At 66.7% G+C, this 18,254-nt stretch carries 20 protein-coding genes and 1 tRNA gene; 10 read left to right on the top strand and 11 right to left on the bottom strand.

What is annotated here, in order from left to right:
- Nucleotides 1–9: 9 nt before the first annotated feature.
- The 3 genes from ACIBCN_RS42670 (at nucleotide 10) to ACIBCN_RS42680 (ending at nucleotide 2,284) form a co-directional block, all read left to right on the top strand.
- Nucleotides 10–525 (top strand): NADPH-dependent FMN reductase, encoded by a 516-nt coding sequence (locus tag ACIBCN_RS42670; protein WP_396998356.1) that lies wholly within the window; start codon nucleotides 10–12, stop codon nucleotides 523–525.
- Complete coding sequence (locus ACIBCN_RS42675) at nucleotides 518–1,033, top strand: flavin reductase family protein (RefSeq protein ID WP_396998358.1); 516 nt, start codon at nucleotides 518–520, stop codon at nucleotides 1,031–1,033. The genes ACIBCN_RS42670 and ACIBCN_RS42675 overlap by 8 nt, the downstream gene beginning before the upstream one ends.
- 135 nt (nucleotides 1,034–1,168) lie before the next feature.
- Nucleotides 1,169–2,284 carry a methyltransferase gene (locus tag ACIBCN_RS42680; RefSeq protein ID WP_396998359.1) on the top strand — a complete coding sequence of 372 codons (1,116 nt, stop codon included), beginning with the start codon at nucleotides 1,169–1,171 and terminating at the stop codon, nucleotides 2,282–2,284.
- Between the two features lie 4 nt (nucleotides 2,285–2,288).
- Here the strand turns inward: ACIBCN_RS42680 and ACIBCN_RS42685 are convergent, their stop codons facing one another.
- From ACIBCN_RS42685 to ACIBCN_RS42695, 3 genes are all read right to left on the bottom strand, one after another.
- Nucleotides 2,289–3,626, bottom strand: a complete 1,338-nt coding sequence (locus ACIBCN_RS42685; protein WP_396998360.1) for an alpha/beta hydrolase — start codon at nucleotides 3,624–3,626, stop codon at nucleotides 2,289–2,291.
- A 220-nt stretch (nucleotides 3,627–3,846) separates the two neighbouring features.
- A tRNA-Gly gene (locus ACIBCN_RS42690) sits at nucleotides 3,847–3,917 on the bottom strand.
- 117 nt (nucleotides 3,918–4,034) lie between these two features.
- Nucleotides 4,035–4,439 (bottom strand): VOC family protein, encoded by a 405-nt coding sequence (locus tag ACIBCN_RS42695; protein ID WP_396998361.1) that lies wholly within the window; start codon nucleotides 4,437–4,439, stop codon nucleotides 4,035–4,037.
- Between the two features lie 246 nt (nucleotides 4,440–4,685).
- Here ACIBCN_RS42695 and ACIBCN_RS42700 point away from each other — a divergent pair, with 246 nt between their 5' ends.
- Nucleotides 4,686–5,396, top strand: coding sequence for a class I SAM-dependent methyltransferase (locus tag ACIBCN_RS42700; protein ID WP_396998362.1), 711 nt, complete (start codon nucleotides 4,686–4,688; stop codon nucleotides 5,394–5,396).
- A 4-nt stretch (nucleotides 5,397–5,400) separates the two neighbouring features.
- Here the strand turns inward: ACIBCN_RS42700 and ACIBCN_RS42705 are convergent, their stop codons facing one another.
- Nucleotides 5,401–6,360 carry a hypothetical protein gene (locus ACIBCN_RS42705; protein ID WP_396998363.1) on the bottom strand — a complete coding sequence of 320 codons (960 nt, stop codon included), beginning with the start codon at nucleotides 6,358–6,360 and terminating at the stop codon, nucleotides 5,401–5,403.
- Nucleotides 6,361–6,520: 160 nt separating this feature from the next.
- Here ACIBCN_RS42705 and ACIBCN_RS42710 point away from each other — a divergent pair, with 160 nt between their 5' ends.
- Both ACIBCN_RS42710 and ACIBCN_RS42715 read left to right on the top strand, forming a co-directional pair.
- Nucleotides 6,521–6,721 (top strand): hypothetical protein, encoded by a 201-nt coding sequence (locus tag ACIBCN_RS42710; RefSeq protein WP_396998365.1) that lies wholly within the window; start codon nucleotides 6,521–6,523, stop codon nucleotides 6,719–6,721.
- Nucleotides 6,722–6,838: 117 nt separating this feature from the next.
- Nucleotides 6,839–7,450 carry a 2'-5' RNA ligase family protein gene (locus ACIBCN_RS42715; RefSeq protein WP_396998367.1) on the top strand — a complete coding sequence of 204 codons (612 nt, stop codon included), beginning with the start codon at nucleotides 6,839–6,841 and terminating at the stop codon, nucleotides 7,448–7,450.
- A gap of 9 nt (nucleotides 7,451–7,459) precedes the next feature.
- Here ACIBCN_RS42715 and ACIBCN_RS42720 read toward each other — a convergent pair whose 3' ends face one another.
- The 3 genes from ACIBCN_RS42720 to ACIBCN_RS42730 all read right to left on the bottom strand — a co-directional run bounded on the left by ACIBCN_RS42720 (nucleotide 7,460) and on the right by ACIBCN_RS42730 (nucleotide 10,283).
- Nucleotides 7,460–8,638 (bottom strand): serine hydrolase domain-containing protein, encoded by a 1,179-nt coding sequence (locus ACIBCN_RS42720; protein WP_396998369.1) that lies wholly within the window; start codon nucleotides 8,636–8,638, stop codon nucleotides 7,460–7,462.
- A 145-nt stretch (nucleotides 8,639–8,783) separates the two neighbouring features.
- Nucleotides 8,784–9,467 carry a phosphatase PAP2 family protein gene (locus ACIBCN_RS42725; protein ID WP_396998371.1) on the bottom strand — a complete coding sequence of 228 codons (684 nt, stop codon included), beginning with the start codon at nucleotides 9,465–9,467 and terminating at the stop codon, nucleotides 8,784–8,786.
- A gap of 42 nt (nucleotides 9,468–9,509) precedes the next feature.
- Nucleotides 9,510–10,283: an SDR family NAD(P)-dependent oxidoreductase gene (locus ACIBCN_RS42730; protein WP_396998373.1), complete on the bottom strand. Its 774-nt coding sequence runs from the start codon at nucleotides 10,281–10,283 to the stop codon at nucleotides 9,510–9,512.
- Between the two features lie 183 nt (nucleotides 10,284–10,466).
- Between ACIBCN_RS42730 and dcd the strand changes: the two genes are divergently transcribed.
- On the top strand, nucleotides 10,467–11,066 hold the full coding sequence (gene dcd / locus ACIBCN_RS42735; RefSeq protein ID WP_396998375.1) for a dCTP deaminase: 600 nt from the start codon (nucleotides 10,467–10,469) through the stop codon (nucleotides 11,064–11,066).
- A 25-nt stretch (nucleotides 11,067–11,091) separates the two neighbouring features.
- Here the strand turns inward: dcd and ACIBCN_RS42740 are convergent, their stop codons facing one another.
- The 4 genes from ACIBCN_RS42740 to ACIBCN_RS42755 form a co-directional block, all read right to left on the bottom strand.
- On the bottom strand, nucleotides 11,092–11,502 hold the full coding sequence (locus ACIBCN_RS42740) for a hypothetical protein (RefSeq protein ID WP_396998377.1): 411 nt from the start codon (nucleotides 11,500–11,502) through the stop codon (nucleotides 11,092–11,094).
- A 77-nt stretch (nucleotides 11,503–11,579) separates the two neighbouring features.
- Nucleotides 11,580–12,383, bottom strand: a complete 804-nt coding sequence (locus ACIBCN_RS42745; RefSeq protein WP_396998379.1) for a helix-turn-helix domain-containing protein — start codon at nucleotides 12,381–12,383, stop codon at nucleotides 11,580–11,582.
- 20 nt (nucleotides 12,384–12,403) lie between these two features.
- Nucleotides 12,404–13,018, bottom strand: a complete 615-nt coding sequence (locus tag ACIBCN_RS42750; RefSeq protein WP_396998381.1) for a TetR/AcrR family transcriptional regulator — start codon at nucleotides 13,016–13,018, stop codon at nucleotides 12,404–12,406.
- Nucleotides 13,019–13,130: 112 nt separating this feature from the next.
- Nucleotides 13,131–13,580, bottom strand: coding sequence for a hypothetical protein (locus ACIBCN_RS42755; protein ID WP_357384834.1), 450 nt, complete (start codon nucleotides 13,578–13,580; stop codon nucleotides 13,131–13,133).
- A 590-nt stretch (nucleotides 13,581–14,170) separates the two neighbouring features.
- Here ACIBCN_RS42755 and ACIBCN_RS42760 point away from each other — a divergent pair.
- The 3 genes from ACIBCN_RS42760 (at nucleotide 14,171) to ACIBCN_RS42770 (ending at nucleotide 18,222) form a co-directional block, all read left to right on the top strand.
- Nucleotides 14,171–15,181, top strand: a complete 1,011-nt coding sequence (locus tag ACIBCN_RS42760; protein ID WP_396998383.1) for an XRE family transcriptional regulator — start codon at nucleotides 14,171–14,173, stop codon at nucleotides 15,179–15,181.
- A 75-nt stretch (nucleotides 15,182–15,256) separates the two neighbouring features.
- Nucleotides 15,257–16,513 (top strand): pyridoxal phosphate-dependent aminotransferase, encoded by a 1,257-nt coding sequence (locus tag ACIBCN_RS42765; protein WP_396998409.1) that lies wholly within the window; start codon nucleotides 15,257–15,259, stop codon nucleotides 16,511–16,513.
- Nucleotides 16,514–16,950: 437 nt separating this feature from the next.
- Nucleotides 16,951–18,222: a YibE/F family protein gene (locus ACIBCN_RS42770; protein WP_396998384.1), complete on the top strand. Its 1,272-nt coding sequence runs from the start codon at nucleotides 16,951–16,953 to the stop codon at nucleotides 18,220–18,222.
- Nucleotides 18,223–18,254: the final 32 nt, after the last annotated feature.

The raw sequence follows: 18,254 nt of genomic DNA on the forward strand, positions 1-18,254 counted from the left end.
GATACAAAAGTGACAGTGACGGTCGTAGTAGGCAATCCGAAGCCCGCCTCCCGCACTTTGGCGGCGGCCACGCTGGTCGCGAAGGGGCTGCGTCCCGAGGTGGAGCCCACCGTGATCGACCTGGTCGATTTCGGTGCCGCCCTGCTCGGCTGGGGTGATCCGGCCGTGGCGGCGGCGGTGCGCACCGTATCCGAGTCCGAGCTCGTCGTTTTCGCGAGCCCCACCTTCAAGGCCACCTATACCGGGCTGCTGAAGCTGTTCCTCGAACAGTTCGACGGCGGGACAGGTCTCGCGGGCGTCCTCGGTGTTCCGGTGATGCTCGGTGCTGGTCCCGTGCACGCGCTGGCACCCGATCTGTTGCTCAAGCCGGTGCTCGTCGAGCTCGGTGCCACCACGGCGCTGCCCGGCCTGTATCTGTCGGACCGGACTTTCCACGACGACGGCGCGATCGACAGATACAGCGTCCGCTGGCGTTCCGTCGTGCAGGCGCTGGTCGATACCGCGGCGGTGACCAATCATGCATGAGCTCTTCGAGTTTCCCGCGGACGGCGGCGGGCTGCGCAGCGCCTTCGCCAATTTTCCCAGCGGTGTGGTCGCGGTGTGCGCCGAAATCGACGGCACCCCACACGGGCTCGCGGTGAGCACCTTCGTGCCGGTTTCACTGGATCCGCCGTTGGTGTCGTTCTGCGTGCAGAATTCCTCCGCGACCTGGCCCAAACTCGCCGCCGCCGGCCATCTCGGCCTGAGCCTGCTCGGCACCGATCAGCAAGAAGCCGCCCGCACGCTCGGCGCGCGCAACGGCGACCGGTTCCGCGGGCAAACACTGCACCGTGGCACCGGTGAAGCGGTCTTCATCGACGGCGCTTCCGCCTGGATCGAGGGCGTGCCGGAGGCGCACGTGCCCGCGGGTGACCACGCGGTGGTCATTCTGCGGATCCACCGCATCGCCACGCGCACCGACGTCGATCCACTGGTCTTCCATGGCAGTCGATTCCGTCGATTGCACGAGGAGCGCAGCACGATCGCCAGTTGACCGATCGTGAGCAGACCAGCGGGCTCGAGTGACCCGATCAGCCCTGGTCGTGGCGTTCTGCGGCCCGTGTGGGAAACTGCGATGCGTCTATTCGGAAGGGTCGGTCATGACAGTGGGCATGGTTCTCGGTGACCGATGTCCACGATGACCTGGACCGAAGCCGATACCGTCCGATCCGCGCCCTGGCATTCCGAGAGCGCGACACCCGCGCCGACCCGGATCGTGGTGGCCGACGACCGGATGACCGCCGAGACGGCGTACCGCCTGGCCTGCGAGGGCACCGCACTGCTGTGGCGCGGCGATTATCACAATGCCCGCCAGTTGCTGCAGGCGATGAGCCGCCGCGTCGACCGGAAAGCCCCTGGACCAGGCGATAGTCCGGCCGAGTCGTTCCGGCTGCAGCGCAGGGCGCGCAACCATCGCGCGCGGGTGCTCGGCAAGCTGCTCGTCCAGCTCGAGGACGATCACGCGCTCGCGTTGCGCCGCGCGCCCGATGTGCGCAAGGCCTGTGCCGACGTGTACGGGCCGTCGCGCGGGCCCATGCTCATCGCTTTGACCGAGCTGCTCGGCGTGCTCGGTGCGGCCCAGTGGCGGGAGAAGGGCGTGCGGATAGCGTCGCTGGACGCCAGCATTTACCCGCACTACGGCGTTTTCTCCCCGATTCGCGGCGAATACGTCGATCTGGTCGCGCGCACGCCGCTGCCGACCGCGCACCGCACCGCCTTCGACCTCGGCACCGGCACCGGAGTGCTGGCCGCGGTGCTGGCCCGTCGCGGTGTCGGCCACCTCGTCGGCACCGACGACAGCCCGCGCGCCCTGGCCTGCGCCCGCGAGAACATCGAGCGGCTCGACCTCACCACGTCCGTCGATATCGTCGGACCGGCCCTCTTTCCGGAGGGTCGCGCCGACCTCATCGTCTGCAACCCGCCGTGGCTGCCTGCCCGCCCGACCTCCGCGATCGAGCACGGCGTGTACGACCGGGACAGTGCCATGCTCCGTGGCTTCCTCGCCGGTCTCGCCGACCACCTCGAGCCCGATGGCGAGGGCTGGCTCATCTTGTCCGACCTTGCCGAACACCTCGGCCTGCGCACCCGTGACGACCTGCTAGCCCTCGTCGACTCGGCTGGGCTGCGCGTCATCGATAAAGCCGACACCGCCCCGCGCCACCCGCGCGCGCAGGACGCCACCGACCCGCTGCATGTCGCCCGTGCCGCGGAAGTCACCTCCCTGTGGCGGTTGGCCGTCGACTAACCAATCAGGCTGCCGGGCAGCTGCTTTGGGGGACGGTGAGGTTGATCAGGTACTGGTCGGCGGCGGTGGTCGTGCAGGCGGACCGGTCGTAGACACCATGCCCCCAGCCCTGGTAGGTCAGCAGGGTGGCGCGGGGCGTGTTCTTCGCGACGCCCAGTGCCCACTCGTGCGGTGTCGCCGGGTCGTGCAGTGAGTTCATGATGAGCACCGGTGGCCCGTCCACGATCTGTGGGCGGTGCGCCGGGTTCTGCGGTGCGATCGGCCAGCCCGAGCACATAGCGCCCGCGCCCCAAGCGAAGTGGGCGCGCAGCGGTGCGGAGTTGTCGTTCTGTTCGCGCCACAGTCGCGTCCACTGATCCTGGCCCGTGATGTCGAAACGCCAGTCGGAGCAGACAATGATCTCCGGCATCGGTGCCGGTGTGCCCTGTCGCCGCGGGGCGGCGGGCGACAGCGGGCTGTCGGCGGGCTGGTCGGCCCATGTCCGCAGATCCGTTGCCAGTCGCGACCATTCGGGTCGGAAGAGCCGTTGCACGATCTGCGCGTTCAGGTCGAACGGTCCGATCGGCTCGGTCGCGTCGGCGAGGTCGCGCAGCTCGCCGCGTGCGGCCTTGGCATACAAGTCGCCGAAGAGCCGGTCGAGATCCGTGCCGTGCACCGCGCATTGCGCCTCCCGCGCACACCACGCCGCGAACTCGTTGACAGTGTCCTTGCCCGCCCGTGCTTCGCTGGCCAGGAAGGCCCGGCCATCCAGGCTGTGATCGTCCACGCTGTCCAACAGCATGGCGCGCAAGCGTTTCGGGAACAGCTCCGCGTACGCCTGCGCGGGCATCGTCCCATAAGACCTGCTGTAGGTACTGATCTGGTCCACGCCGAGCGCCACCCGCACGGCCTCGACATCCCGCGCGACGCTCGCCGCATCGAGATGATCCATCAGCGTCCCGGTGTACTCCCGGCAGCTCGCCGCGAGATCCTTTGCATACGACTGCACTTCGTCGATCCGCCCACCCAGATCCGGCACCAGGTTCGGCCGCCGCGTCACCAGCCCAGCATCACACCGCACCGGATGACTCCGCTTCACCCCGCGCGGATCAAGGCTGACGATATCGAACCGCTCCCGCAGCTCCGCGGAGAACTTTCCCCCCTTGATGATGTCATCCACCCCCGACGACCCCGGCCCGCCAGGCAATGAAACCACCGTCCCCACCTTCTTCGAAGGCTCGTCAGCCCGATCCCGCACCACCGCGACCTCGATCTTCTCGCCTTCCGGTCGACCCCAATCGACCGGCACAGTGACTGTGCCACAATCGAACTCGGCCTTCTCCGGGCAGGGCCGCCAACTCATCGAGCCATTCGGCGCGCCCTCAGACGAGCATCCGACCAACACCCCGGCGGCCAACCCCACAACCAAAACAGTGCGACGAAACAACATCCCCAGATAGTCGCCGCACCCCGCCCACCCGCACATCCCTCCACCGAGCCACCCCGGCTCCCCCTGCGGTACTGCGATCATGGCAAAGAAAAAGCCCTGCACCAGGTGGCTGGCCAGGGCTTTCGCTACTGAGAGCCGATGACGGGAATCGAACCCGCGCTGTCTGCTTGGGAAGCAGAAGTTCTACCATTGAACTACATCGGCAGACCGGTAAAGGTGCTTCCGAGACTTTAGCAGAGTCCGTCAGCGGGCGGGAAAAGTCCAGGTAGATGTCTCTGACCTGCCTGAACGAGGCTTCGCGGCGGGTGGCGGTGACGGTCGTTACGCTCCTGTCCGAGACGCTTGGTGCAGCTCGACGACGTTCCCGTCGGGATCGGACATGAACGACTGGCGGCCCTGACCTATCTGAGCGGGATCGGACACAGTCAGTCCCTGCGATCGCAACGCGGGCACCGCGATGTCGAGCTGGTCGACGAGAAGGGCGAAATGCTGGCCCAATGCGGGCGGGATGTCGGGTTGCACGATGAGGTGCAGCTGCCGGTCGCCGACATCCAGCCAGGCACCCTCGATCCCGAGGTCGTGGGGGCGGTCGGTGCGCTGGGTCAGGCCCAGCACGTCGACATAGAAGCGCAGGGCGCGATCGAGGTCGCTCACGTTGATCGAGACGTGATGGAGTGCGAGCGCTTTCGCGCTGACCGCCCGTCCCTCGTGGCTGTCTCCTGACACGATGCTGACCTCGTCTCTCCCGAGGAGACTAAATCGGTTGTCCGCCAATACTATAGCGCGATTTTTCACTCCGATCTCGGAAGCGGCGCTATCGACGCCGAAGATCCACTCGCAGACGGGATGACGGCCGAAGCGGTAGGGTTGTCGGCAGATAGCGGGTCGGTGAGCGATTCCCGACCGGGGTGCAGATGCCTTGGTGGGTATCCGTTTTCGGAGTGCCCTGCCTGGTAGGCAAGGGAGTCTGGAATGGATGCAACGGCTGGTATCAGTCAGGCTGAGCGCGCCGGGGCGGCGCTGTACTCATCGAAAGTCCTGGCCATCTATGACCTTTGGGTCTGGTTCAACTGTCGTTTCATTTGGCGCTGCCCCATCCGCGACACGCTGGCCCTGTACGACGCCAACATGTCCGGCGATCACCTGGACATCGGCACCGGTACCGGGTGGCATTTGTGTCACACCACCTATCCGACGGCCCAGCCAACGGTCACCCTGGTCGATTTGAATCCGCATTCGCTCGATGAGACGAGCAGGCGGTTGCGCCGACGCGGTATCGACCCGGTGGCCCGGGTCGGGAGCGTGTTGCAGCCGTTGCCGGTCGACCGCCGCCGGTTCAGGTCCGTCTCGGCAACCTGGGTTATGCATTGCGTGCCGGGCGGGTTGGACAGCAAAGGCAAGGCTTTCGGTCACATTGCCGATGTCATGGCCGATGACGGCGTGTTCTTCGGAGCGACCGTCCTGGCCGGCGGTGTCCCGCATACGGCGCTGAGCCGTGCCACGATGCGCCGGTTCCTGCGTACCGGCGTCTTCCACAACGAAGCAGATGACCTGCCGGGACTGGTTGCCGCGCTCGAGCGCGCGTTCGAGTCGGTGCAGGTCGGCACGCGTGGCTCGGCCGCGGTGTGGACGGCGCGCGGCCCGCGTCGCGCGCCGGAGGCGGACACTGCCGAAGCGCACTGACGGGTCATCGTGCCCGGTCCGACGCCGGGCTGAGCAGGATCGCGAACAGCGAGCCGGGCCGAAGAGAACCGGCGGGCATCGCGAACAGCGCGGCCTGAAACAGTGAACCTTCGATCGAAATCGTCTGCTCGACAACGCCATTGGCGGGCGCTACGACAAGGCGGTCCAGGTCGATCTGGGTGAGTACGCGCGCCAGGCGTGGTTCGTCGGTGAGGAGCGCGTCGGCGAGATCTCCGGAGCCGGCCACGACGCAGCGGGTACGCACGTCGACCATGATCAGGCTGGCGTCGGTGTACCGGACGAGGGTGCCGAGCCGGGTGTCGAGATCACGATGGGGCAGTTGCACGGTGAGCCCGTAGACGGCGCGTCCCGGCTGCGGTGCGCCGAGATTCGTTGTCGACGACCAGAAGTGCACCCAGTTGTTGTCCGGTCGGATCGACCACGCCGCGTCGATGGTGACGCCCTCACGCTGGTGTCCCGCGTTGTGAATCAAGGCGGTCCATGCGGGTGCGTCGTCGGGGTTCAAGTTGCGGAACACCCCCATGATCGGTTTGTACTCGCCCACGGTGCGTTTGACGCCGTAGAGCTCCAGGTCGTCGCCGTCGGGAGCGGTGGCGAGCCTGCGGAGGTCCATAATCCAGCTGTTGTATACCGGGCGCGGTGTCACCGGCGGCGGTGCCAGCCACACGAGCAGTGCGACCGCGGTGCCGTCGGCGGCGGTGATCCAGTGTGTCCGGCATTCGATCCCGGCTTCGGCGCGTGCATGGTCGAGCTGAGGTCCGTTCATGACGTCCGCGACGACACCGCGAAACAAGGCTTCCCCGCTGTGGTCGTATCCGAGCTTGCGCGCGACGCGGCGGAGCCGGCGACCCACCCGCTGACCGCCGGCCGAATGAACAACGATCTCGCTGTGCAGCCGGGTGCTGATGAGGTCGATGCCAACCCACAGTCTCGGTAGGTCCATGACCGGGCAGCCTAGTTCGGCAAGCATCCTATTTCGACGCGTTCGCCGCGATTGCCGGGTGTTAAGCTGTCGTTAGTACCCGGCTGGTGAGCGACTCCCGCGCCGGAAGCCAATTCTGTTGTGTGGATGAAGCTTTCGGCTGTAATGGGAGGTTCTCGGTATGTACCAGCATCTAGGGCAGCACGCGTCGCGGGAGCAGATCGCGGGTAGCGCCGTCTATTCGGTGTCGCGGCACGGCATCAACGAGATCGTTGCGACGTACGGCGTCGATGCCGTCCGCGAACGAATTACCCAACTACGCACCCGAGGCGATCACGTCGCGGCGGATTGCATTGCGCGCGAGCTGGGTTCGCTGCCATAACAAATCCACCGGCCGGTCCTTACTGAGGCGGCCACCCGCACCGGCGAACCGCCTGTCGGCTGCCCTCGTGATGATCGATTGATGCGGTCACGTCGTCCGTGCCCATAGGATCAGCGCGTGCGGAACTTCTTCGATTCACCACACCTCGACTGGCCGCGGCTGCACGGTTCGCTGCACGTCTACGTGCTCCCGGACGCCGAGTTCATCGCGTCGGTACAGCCCGCGGTGGATGCCGTCGCGGGGTTCGAGGGTTGTGCCGCTGTGCAACCGCGCTGGCAGCACGCGACCGTCACTCGAATTCCATGGTGGCGCAAAGAGGTTGACGACGAGGCGCTCGATCGGTACGCGGCTGCGCTGGCGGCCGTCGCCGCGAGCACTGCCGCGTTCGCGATCCCGATGCAGGGACCATGGCTGCACGACTACGGCGTCGGCGTAGCCGCCCCCGAGGACGCGCAGTGGAAACAGCTCTACACCGCGACCCGCGATGCGGCCACACAGGTCTTCGGAGCGGAACGCGCGCTGCCTGCCCCGCCGCCGATGCCACACGTATCGCTCGGCTACGGCACCGCCGACCGCGACTCCGCTCCCCTCGAACAATCGCTGTCGACCATCCGAACCCCCGCCGCACTGATCGTCGACACCCTCCACTTCCTGGCGGTCGACGTTGACCTGGATGAGGGCAGTTTCACCTGGGATGTGATTTCATCGCACGCCATGACGCGTGCATGAGGATGTGAGTTAGTCGAGGGTCTTCTCGAGCTCCGCGATCCAGGGCAACCAGCGGGGGTCGGGGCCTGCTACCGCGTCCCAGATCATGTTGGTGCAGGTGTAGCCGACGGCGAGGCCGGATTCGGGGTGGGCGAAGCTGATTCGGCCGCCGGTGCCGTTGTGGCCGAACGATCCTTCGCCGAGCATGGCATGAGCGGGGCCGGGGATCTCGTAGCCGTTGGCGAAGCGGTGGGTCACGGGGAGGATGTCCAAGGGGGCTGGGCCGCGCAGTTGGTCGGTTTGCGGTTGACGTGCTTGGTCCACAGTGGCGGGGGACAGCAGGCGGATGCCGTCGACCTCGCCGATTGTCGCGGCGTACATCCGTGCCAGCGAGCGGGCATTGCCGATCGCATTGCCCGCGGGTACTTCGGCCGCGTGTCCCTCGCGGGTATTGAGCAGCGCGATCCCAGCTTCACGGGTTTCCACGGTGGCGAGGAGCGTCTTGATCAACGGTGCGTCGCCATCGATCCCCATGTTGCCAAGTACCGCCGCCACTTGTGCGGCCGTCGGCTGCTCCTTGCGGCTGAACTGCGGAACGACGCGGTGCTCCTCGTTTTCCGGCAGCCCGATCCACAGGCTCAACCCGAGCGGTCCGGCGATTTCGGCGGCCAGGAAGTCGCCGACGCTCTTACCGGTGACCCGCCTGATCAGCTCGCCGGCCAGATATCCCCAGGTGATCGAGTGGTAGTAGAACGCGGTTCCCGGCTGCCACAGGGGAGTCATCGACGCGAGGGTGGAGGTGCACAGCGACCAGTCCGTCAGCTCCTGCGCCCCGATGCCTGCGGCCGGGTCGAAGCCGGGCAGCCCCGCTCGGTGTGCGAGCAGTTCGGCGACGGTGATGTCGGCTTTGCCGCCCGCCGCGAACTCCGGCCAGTACTCGCGGACCGGCGCCGACAGCTCGAGTTGTCCCCGTTCGACCAGCATGTGCACACAGGTCGCGGTCACCCCTTTCGACACCGACATCAGCACCGACAGCGATTCCCCGTCCCACGCCATACCGGATTCCGGGTCCTGCCCGGCCCACAGATCGACGACAACCCGGCCATCTCGATAGACGCACAGCTGCGCGGCCCCCTCGTCACTGGCCTGCGCCTGCGCGAACGCGTCGCGAACCGCCTCGAACCCACGCTCGACCAATCCGTCCACCACGGGAACGCCTCCTCAACCAGACCAGCTGGGGCACGTCGATGTACGAAACCCCTCGACGCCAAGACATTATTCGACAAGCCCGGTATCCAACAGTTCGAGCCGCCGCAGGCATCCGGTGGGCCGCGAGATCCAGCCGACGCGAACGTTATTCACGCGCTACCGCGAGGTCCCGTCGTTGGTCGAAGTATCGATAAGCCCCGAAACACACGATCACCCAGAGCGCGCCGAGCGACCAGCCACCGAGCACATCGGTGGGCCAGTGGACGCCGAGGTAGATGCGCGAAAGGCCAACAGCGGCAACGAACAGGGTGGCGGCGATGGCCGCGATCCAGCGGGTGATCGGGCGATGGATGCGGGGGATCAGCAGGACCGCGAGGATGCCGATCACGGCGATCGAGCCGAGGCTGTGGCCGGAGGGATAGGCGTAGTTGGTTTTGACGACGAGGTGATCGTGGATGGGCGGGCGTGGCCTGGCGATGAGGTTTTTGCCACCGTCCACCAGCGCCCAGGCGCCGAGGCCGGTGGCGGCGATCAATGCGGCCTCCCGCCGGTAGCCGCGCATGCCGAAGGCGACTACGGCCAGCGTGGCCAGGATGGTCATCGCGACGGTGCCACCAAGGTTGCTGGCTGTTTTCGCGAGGGGTGTCAGCGTGCCGTTGCGGTGCGCGATGGCCCAGTCCGAGACCGGGGAGTCGATTGCGGTGAGCCCGTTCTTTCCGAGCACGTTGCTCGTCAATCCGACGACGACAACGGCCAAGATCGCCGCTGACACGGCGAGTGCGCGGACCAGGTTCCAGCTCCGGCCCGGTAAGGGATTCGTGGTCACCATCCCACGATCCCATCCCGACGCTGAGGATTGGCTGAGGAGCGATCAGAACATGCTGTAGCCGCCATCGATGAGCAGGGTGTCGCCGGTGTGATACGAGCTGGCGGAGCTCGCCAGATACACCGCGACCGCCTCGAAATCGGTCGGCCGCCCCCAGCGCTTGGCGGGGATACGCGGCTGCACCCGGTCGCGGAACCGATCCCACGCGAAAACACCGTCGGTCATGGGTGTTTCGACCCACCCGGGCAGCACGGAATTGGCGCGGATGCCGTGCTTGCCGAGCTCGACCGCGATGGAGTTCATGATCGCGATCAGCCCGGCCTTGCTGGCCGCGTAGGACTGTCCGCGCGGAACACCTTGGCGGGCAGCGAGGCTGGCGGTTCCGACCAGGCTGCCGCCATCGCCCTGGGCCACCATCACCTTCGCGGCCTCGCGCAGCGTGACGAACGCGGCGTCGAGATTGATCGAGGTGACCCGGCGGAACTCGGCCAGATCGGTCTCCAGGAACGTCGAGATACCGGCAGGCACACCGGCGTTGACGAAGCACGAATCGATGCGGCCGAGCTCGCCGGCGGTCCTGGCGATGGTGTCGATCACCTGCTGTTCGTCCGCGACGTCGCAGGACAGCGCCAGCACCCGACCGCCGTAGGCGCGCAGGATGTCGGCGGCGTCGGCATTGCGTTCGGCGTTGCGCCCGACGACGCACACGTCGGCACCGGCCCGGGCGAGTCCGCGGGCGAATCCGAGGCCGATGCCGGAATTTCCGCCGGTGACGACGGACACGTGCCCGGTCAGGTCGAACAACGAAGCCTCGGTCATGCGCACATCCCTTCGGTGGCGGGCCGCAGCGCCCGAACGAATGCGAGAATATCGGCCTCGCTGTGTCGCCGCGCGGCGAAAGCCACCCACGACCGGCTGGAGCGCTTGCGAGCGCGCATGCGCGAGGCCGCCTGGCGCTGTGCGACTGCCGAGCACGGACGAGCAGGCGCTACGCTGCTCGGCGTGCTGCTTTCCGATCGTGACATCCGTGCGGAGATCGCCGCTGGGCGTCTCGGCGTCGAGCCGCTCCTGGAGAGCCTGATCCAGCCGTCGAGTATCGACGTGCGGTTGGACGGGATGTTCCGGGTGTTCGACAACTCCCGCTACACCCACATCGATCCGGCGCAACGCCAGGACGAGCTGACCAGCCTGGTCGAGCCCGCCGCGGGCGAGCCGTTCGTGCTGCACCCCGGCGAGTTCGTGCTCGGCTCCACCCTCGAGGTGTGCACGTTGCCGGACGATCTGGCGGGTCGGCTGGAGGGCAAGTCGAGCCTCGGCAGGCTGGGCCTGTTGACGCACTCGACCGCGGGCTTCATCGATCCCGGCTTCAGTGGCCACATCACCCTCGAGCTCTCGAACGTGGCCAATCTGCCGATCACCCTGTGGCCCGGCATGAAGATCGGTCAGCTGTGCCTGCTCCGGCTGACCAGCCCGGCCGAGCATCCGTACGGCAGCGCCGCCACCGGCTCGAAGTATCAGGGGCAGCGCGGGCCGACGCCCTCGAAGTCCTACCTGAACTTCCCGCTGCCCACCGACGCGCTGGACGCCGCGAAATCGCGATAGCGCGGAAAGCTGGCGGAAGTGACTGTCACTCGGTCACTTTCGCGACCGACGCCGACTCAGGCGCCGGGTGCGTGCGCGTCCGCCGATAGTACCGACGAGTCGATCCCGGCACCCACAGCAGCGTGAGCACCGCCACCGATAGGGCCCAACCGCCGATCAGCGCCAGATGCGCGCCCGCACTGGGAAACAGCACCCACACGACGAACCGCCCAAGGAACTGACCACCGAGCAAAAAGGTGATGAGGATCCGCGCCCAGTTCTTGCCGAGCAATACCGGCCACACCAGGGCGGCGTAGAGCGGCGCGTGGATGAGATGGAATACGGTGCCGACGTTCCAGCTGAACGGCGAGAACACCAGGACGAGAACATGGTTGATGGCGTGAATGGCGATGCCGAGGGCGGCCACCCGCACGGTAATCGGTGCAGCGGACATCATGGACGTTCCTTCGCGGTCGAGGTCCGTGGAACGCTACGTACCGCCATTCGCCGCGGTATTGGACGAATAGGACATGCTCAGCCGAGCAGGCGCCCCGGCGGTGATCCCGCGAAGCGCTGGAAGTCCCGGATGAGGTGGGATTGGTCGTAGTAGCCGAAATCGGCGGCGAGACGGCTCATGTCGTACCGGGGGTCGCTCGTCAACGCGGTGAGTGCGGCCGAGAAGCGGAGCAGCGAACCGTAGTCCTTCGGTGGCAGTCCGACCTGCTGGGCGAATCGTCGTCGGAAATGCCTTGGGCTCCAACCGCTTTCCGCGGCGAGGGTGGCGACGGGCCGGATTCCCTTCGATCGCCGCAATTCCCGGACCGCATGCGTGATCGCGCGGTCTTCGTCCAGCTCGGTGGACCGCGCGCGGAAGTAGTCGGCCACCAGGTCGAATCGTTCGGGCCAGGTGGGTGTTTCGGCGAGGCGTTCGGCCAATCGCGACACCGACCGGCCATGGAACTCGGCGAGTTCGACCGCGCCATTGCGTAATTCGTCCATCGGTACGCCGAGCAAGCGGCGCGCGGTCAACGGATCGAGTTGCACCTGAACACTGCGCATCCGCCCGGCATGCCCTGCGGTCCCCGCCCGATCGTGCAAACCGATCACCAGGGCGGTGGGGTCGAGACTGCGTCCCTCGAAGGTCCCCTCCAGCGCGAACACGATCTTGACGGTGCCGCCCGGAATCTTCCTGCGCCGCACCGGATTAGGCTGTACCACATCGAAGCCGAAGCAGCGCACCACGTCGAGGCCCGCGAAGGCGGTAGCCGACGCGGGCACGATCTGGTGCGCGTGCACCTGATATGTCCCGCGTAGGTCGCTCAGCCGATCACTGACCATGTACCCACAGTAAAGGCCGCTCACTCGGTCCGGACCGAGTCGAGGTAGGCCCGCACCATGGTGGCGAACGCCGCCAACTGGGCGCTGTCCTGATCGGGCGTCGGGAACGCGGCATCGGTGATGGCGCTGGCGTCGAAGTATTGCAGCGCGATCGTTCCCACCGTGCGCAAGGCCTCGGCCGGAACCCCGGCCGCCACCGGCAGGGTGACGGTGTGTTCCACGATGGTGGCACGGTATTCGGCGCGAGCGACGGCCATGTGCGCGGCCAGCGCGGGATCGGTGCGCGCCGCGACGTTCAGTTCGATCCACACCGCGTTCGTCGGCCGCCGCGCACTGTCGCGCAAGACCTCGAGTATCGCGCCGAGGTCGGCACGGTCCGGCAGTTCGGCGACCTCGGCCACGAACTGGGTAGCCAACCGTCGCCCCGCCTCCACGGCGGCCGCCGCGATCAGGTCGAACAACGTGTCGAATCGACCGAACAGCCCACCGTGCGACACCCCGGCGCGCTGACAGATCTCCCGCACCGACATGCGGTGGTAACCGATCTCGACGACGCACTGAATCGTCGCGTCGATCAGCTTCGCCTCGGTGCCTGCGCGGCGTTCGGCCTGCAGGCGCCGTGATTGCGTGGTCATGTCTCGTGCCACCGAAAGCCCGGTCCGAGTCCGCCCCGTCGACTGCCAAAAAAGGGGCGGACTCGGCCCGGTCCGGCGCCGGGCGGCAACGGGAACCGATCGCGGCGCGTGATCAGTCCCCGCCGCCCGCTCCCACCGCCAGCGCCGTCGTGATGATGACGGATAGCGGTGGCAGCGTGTCGCCGCGTCTCGGCGGGGATACCCAGAAGCACCCTTCCCGGGTCCACCGTCCGAGGCCGGTCGGCAACATCACGGCACTGCCGATGGCAGGTATGCCGATATCGAGACGATTGAGCACCTCCAATACCTGCGTTCCCGGCCTGCTGTCCGGTTCGGCGAGAAAGCTCCACCGGATCTGCCTGGCCAGCATGGGCCCCCTGGTCCCCTGCTGATCCAGTGCGGCACGCACCTTTTCGGCACGAGCGGTAGGCAAGTGGACAACGCAAACGCGGCCGGTGATCGGCAGCATGACGAAGCCGCCACGCTCGGTCACCGGTAGTCCGAACTCGTGCCGATAGAACGCCACCCAATCGTCAACAGTCCTGAGTTTCTCCACATTCACGGCGAACTCCTTGCCTCCCGCTCTCAAGGGTCCCGGTCACGCCCCAGATGCGGTATTGCCCGCACGCCCGCCTTCTGCTGCCCTTCCGCTGCCTCTGTCACCAGCCGGCGTTTCGGATTCTTCTGATACCAGCTCTGTTTCGTATGTGGCCGTGCTCACAAACCCCTCGTACCCTGGGAAAGAGTTCGTTCGGAAGGGATGACATCGTGGTCCGGCAATGGTCAGGTAAAGAGGCCCGTGCCCTTCGCGATGCCAAGCGCATGAGCATCCGGCAGTTCGCGGCCCACCTCGGGGTACACGAACGCCTGGTGTCGAAGTGGGAGGCCGGCGGCGTCCGGGTCCATCCACGTCCGATCAATCAAGCCGCTCTCGATACCTCCCTGGCCAGGTCGGACGACGTTGTGCGGGCACGGTTTGCGGCAATGATCGATCAATCGATGGCCGACCGACCGACCCCGCCTGGAATCGACGCGCCCGCCGATGACTCGGCGCGCGTCCAATATTCGAGCGACGCGGACCTTTTGGCTCTCATAGACGCCGGTGCGATGAGAGGCGATGCGTTAGCAGCGATTTCGGAGAGGGATCTGATCATGGCGGCTGCCCATGAGGCCAGCGAGCACGCCGGCCAGGCGGAGAGCACGAATGTGGGTGCGACCACCTTGGAACAGCTCGATGCCGATGTCACACGCATCGCGAACGACTATGTGCGTGTTCCTCCGGTGCCGATGATGGTCGAGATGTTGCGGGTGCGGCGCCGGGTATATCGACTGCTAGAGGGCCATCAGCGACCTGTCGACACCAGCCACCTGTACCTGCTGGCCGGCACCCTGTCGGGTCTGCTGGCCAACGCGAGTACCGATCTCGGCTATTTCGACGCGGCGGGCGAACAGGCCAGAGCGTCGTGGGCCTATGCCGAACTGTGCGGGCACAACGGGTTACGCGCCTGGATCCGCGGCATGCACGCGCTCATCGAGTACAAAGCGGAGCGGCCGCGGCGCGGCGTGCTGCTCGCGCAGAGCGGGCATCAGTACGCGGAGTCGGCGACGGCGAAGGTGCGGCTGTTCAATATCGAGGCGCGGATCTGGTCGCGGCTCGGCAGCCCGTCCGACACCGACCGCTGCATCCGGGCCGCCGACGACGCGCGTGAGGTGCCCGAGACCGACACGCTGCACGACGACGTGGGCGGCGTGTTCGGGTTCAACGACGCGAAGGCCCAGTACTACGCGGGCGCGACCTATATCCATCTCGGCCAGGCCGAGCCCGCGCTGGCCGCCACCCAGCGGGCCATCGAGTTGTACGCGAGCGGGCCGTCGGAGCAGCGTTCCTATGGCGCCGAGTCGCTGGCCCGGGTCGACTGCGCCGCCGCGCACCTGATCAACGGCAGCCTCGACGGTGCCGCCGAGGCGTTGCGGCCGGTGCTCGGGCTCGCCGAGGACAAGCGCATCGCGCAGCTGGAGGAGCGGCTGACCGGGGTGCGCAGGCGGATCGCGGGCCCGGACTTCCGGGACGCGGTCGAGGCGCGCTTCCTGGACGAGCGCATCGAGGAATTCTGCGGCGCGACGGCAGCGAAAGGGATACCGCCTGGCAACCCCGCGTCCTGAGGTCCACATCACATTGCCGGATTCGACGGCGGACGCGCACAAGCGGGGCTTTATCCGGTTGCGACAGATGGCACCATAGGACGGGTGAGCCCAAGTCATCTACCGCATCGCCCGCCGCGTGTTCTGGAGCAGTCCACGAAGCTGCAGAACGTCGTCTACGAGATTCGTGGACCCGTACACGCGCAGGCGGCACGGCTGGAGGCCGAGGGTCATCGGATCCTCAAGCTCAATATCGGCAACCCGGCCCCGTTCGGGTTCGAGGCCCCCGATGTGATCATGCGCGACATCATCGCGGCGCTGCCATATGCCCAGGGCTACTCCGAATCCAAGGGCATCCTGTCCGCCCGGCGCGCGATCGTCACCCGCTACGAGCTGGTGCCGGGCTTCCCGGAACTGGACGTGGACAGCGTCTATCTGGGCAACGGCGTCTCCGAGCTGATCACCATCACCATGCAGGCGCTGCTCGACAACGGCGACGAGGTGCTGATCCCCGCGCCGGACTACCCGCTGTGGACCGCGATGACCAGTCTGGCCGGCGGCACGCCGGTGCACTATCTGTGTGACGAGTCCAGCGGCTGGCAGCCCGACATCGCCGATATCGAATCGAAGATCACCGATAAGACGAAGGCTCTTTTGGTGATCAATCCGAATAATCCGACCGGCGCCGTATATTCTGCGGAAATTCTTCAGCAACTTGCCGATATAGCGCGCAAGCATCAGCTGCTGCTGCTCGCCGACGAGATCTACGACAAGATCCTCTACGACGATGCCAAGCACATTTCGCTGGCCTCGGTTGCGCCAGATCTGCTGTGCCTCACCTTCAATGGCCTGTCCAAGGCGTATCGGGTCGCTGGCTACCGCGCGGGGTGGCTCGCCATCACCGGCCCGAAGGAGCACGCAGCCGGGCTGCTGGAGGGCATCGATCTGCTCGCCTCGTCCAGGCTGTGCCCGAATGTGCCTGCGCAGCACGCGATTCAGGTCGCGCTCGGCGGTCATCAGAGCATCGAGGATCTGATCCTGCCCGGCGGGCGACTGCTTGAGCAGCGTGACGTCGCGTGGGAGCGGCTGAACATGATTCCCGGCGTGTCCTGCGTGAAGCCCAAAGGCGCGCTCTACGCGTTCCCCAGGCTGGACCCGAATGTCCATGAGATTCATGACGATTCGAAGCTGATCCTGGATCTGCTGCTGCAGGAGAAGATCCTGATGGTGCAGGGCACCGGCTTCAACTGGCCCGAGCATGATCACCTGCGGATCGTCACGCTGCCGTGGGCCAGGGACCTCGCGGTGGCCATCGAGCGGTTCGGCAACTTTCTGTCGAGCTATCGCCAGTAGGTTGCGCGGCCGGATCCGGGCCGCCGAGTCGCCCCGCTTCTAGCTCATAAACAGACCGAATGTACGGATATATGCGAAGTTTGGAGACTGGCTAGCGCATTAGAAGTACTTTTGTGTACAGTAGGACTTGGCACTTTCGAGTGCCCGACCGGGTTGCCTACCCCCCTGGGTTAACCCGGTCTCGGGTTCGGCCGCCTACCCCCTGGGCCGCCGACCTGTGGGCGGCGGAGACATCCCCCTGCTCTCCGCCGCCCCCTCCGAACCCCCTCCCGGCCATCGCGCCGACTTCGGCCCGATCTTTCCCGGTCGCCGCGCCGCTTTTGAAAATGAAATCCTTTAAGCTCGGCTGCGGGCAGCCGACTCCGGCTGAACAGCCGTTCCTGCCCGCTGGGACAACCCAGCTCATACCAAGGACAGGGTAGGAGCCCCGCGCAGTCATGACCGAGCATCACCATCACCACGACCACTCCGGTCCGATCGCGATCGGTGACAACGCCGCCCGCGTCGTCGTCGGGTTGCTCACCGTCATCGGCGCCGCCGTGCTACTCGGCGCCGTCCTGCTATGGCCGAGCAATCAGCACATCGACATTCCGCTGCCGATGCAGAACGCGGGCGGCGGCGCGGTGCAGACCGAGGCGGGCACGGTGGTCATGCAGGACGTCGGACCGTGCGGCAGCGCGTCGAACGGCAAGGTGTTCGTGGAGAAGCCGGACGTGCCGCGCAACAGCCCCTACACCTGTCAGCGCAGCCTGGTCGACATCGAGTCCGGACCGCACAAGGGCAACAAGACGCTGTTCGAACTCCCGCCTGGCCCAGGACAACCCGACCTGCACGCCGGCGACAAGATCCGGGTGGTGCGCCAGGCCGATCCGAGCGGCACCCCGATGTATTCGTTCGAGGATTACTCGCGCGGCATGCCGCTGCTGCTGATCGTCGCGGTGTTCGTGGTGGTGGTCGTGGTGGTGGCGCGCTGGCGCGGACTGCGCGCGCTGATCGGGCTGGTGTTCGCGTTCGCGGTGCTGGTGATGTTCCTGCTGCCCGCGCTGTTGGACGGCAAACCCGCGATCCCGGTCGCCTTGGTCGCCGGCGCGCTGATCCTGTATGCCGTGCTGTATCTCGCGCACGGGGTGAACCTGCGCACCAGCTCGGCGCTGCTCGGCACGCTGACCTCGATGCTCGTCGCGGCGGGGCTGTCCTGGGCTGCCATCGAGATGACGCATCTCACCGGGCTCTCCGAGGAACAGAACACCAACGTCGCCACCTATATCGAGCACGTCAGCATCACCGGCCTGCTGCTCGCCGGATTCATCATCGGCTCGCTCGGCGTGCTCAACGACGTCACCATCACGCAGGCGTCGGCCGCGTTCGAGCTGGCGGCGATCGACGAGTCGGCCACCCGCCGTGAGGTTTTCACGGCGGCCATGCGAGTCGGGCGCGACCACATCGCCAGTACCGTCTACACCTTGGTGCTCGCCTACGCCGGCGGCGCGCTGCCCTTGCTGATGTTGTTCAGCGTCGCGGGCCGATCGATTCGCGACGTGCTGACCGGCGACGCGGTGGCCATCGAGATCGCGCGTTCATCCGTCGGTGGCATCGCGCTAGCGCTCTCGGTCCCGCTGACCACGGCCATCGCGGTCGTACTCGCCAAACCCTTCGGCAGGCGCGACCACACCGAGCCCCCACGCCGACCCCGTCACGCGCGCAACTGATTTCGCCCGCCGAACAGCCGCACCCACTCTCG

It is taken from the genome of Nocardia sp. NPDC051052 (assembly GCF_044456045.1).
Taxonomy (GTDB): domain Bacteria; phylum Actinomycetota; class Actinomycetes; order Mycobacteriales; family Mycobacteriaceae; genus Nocardia.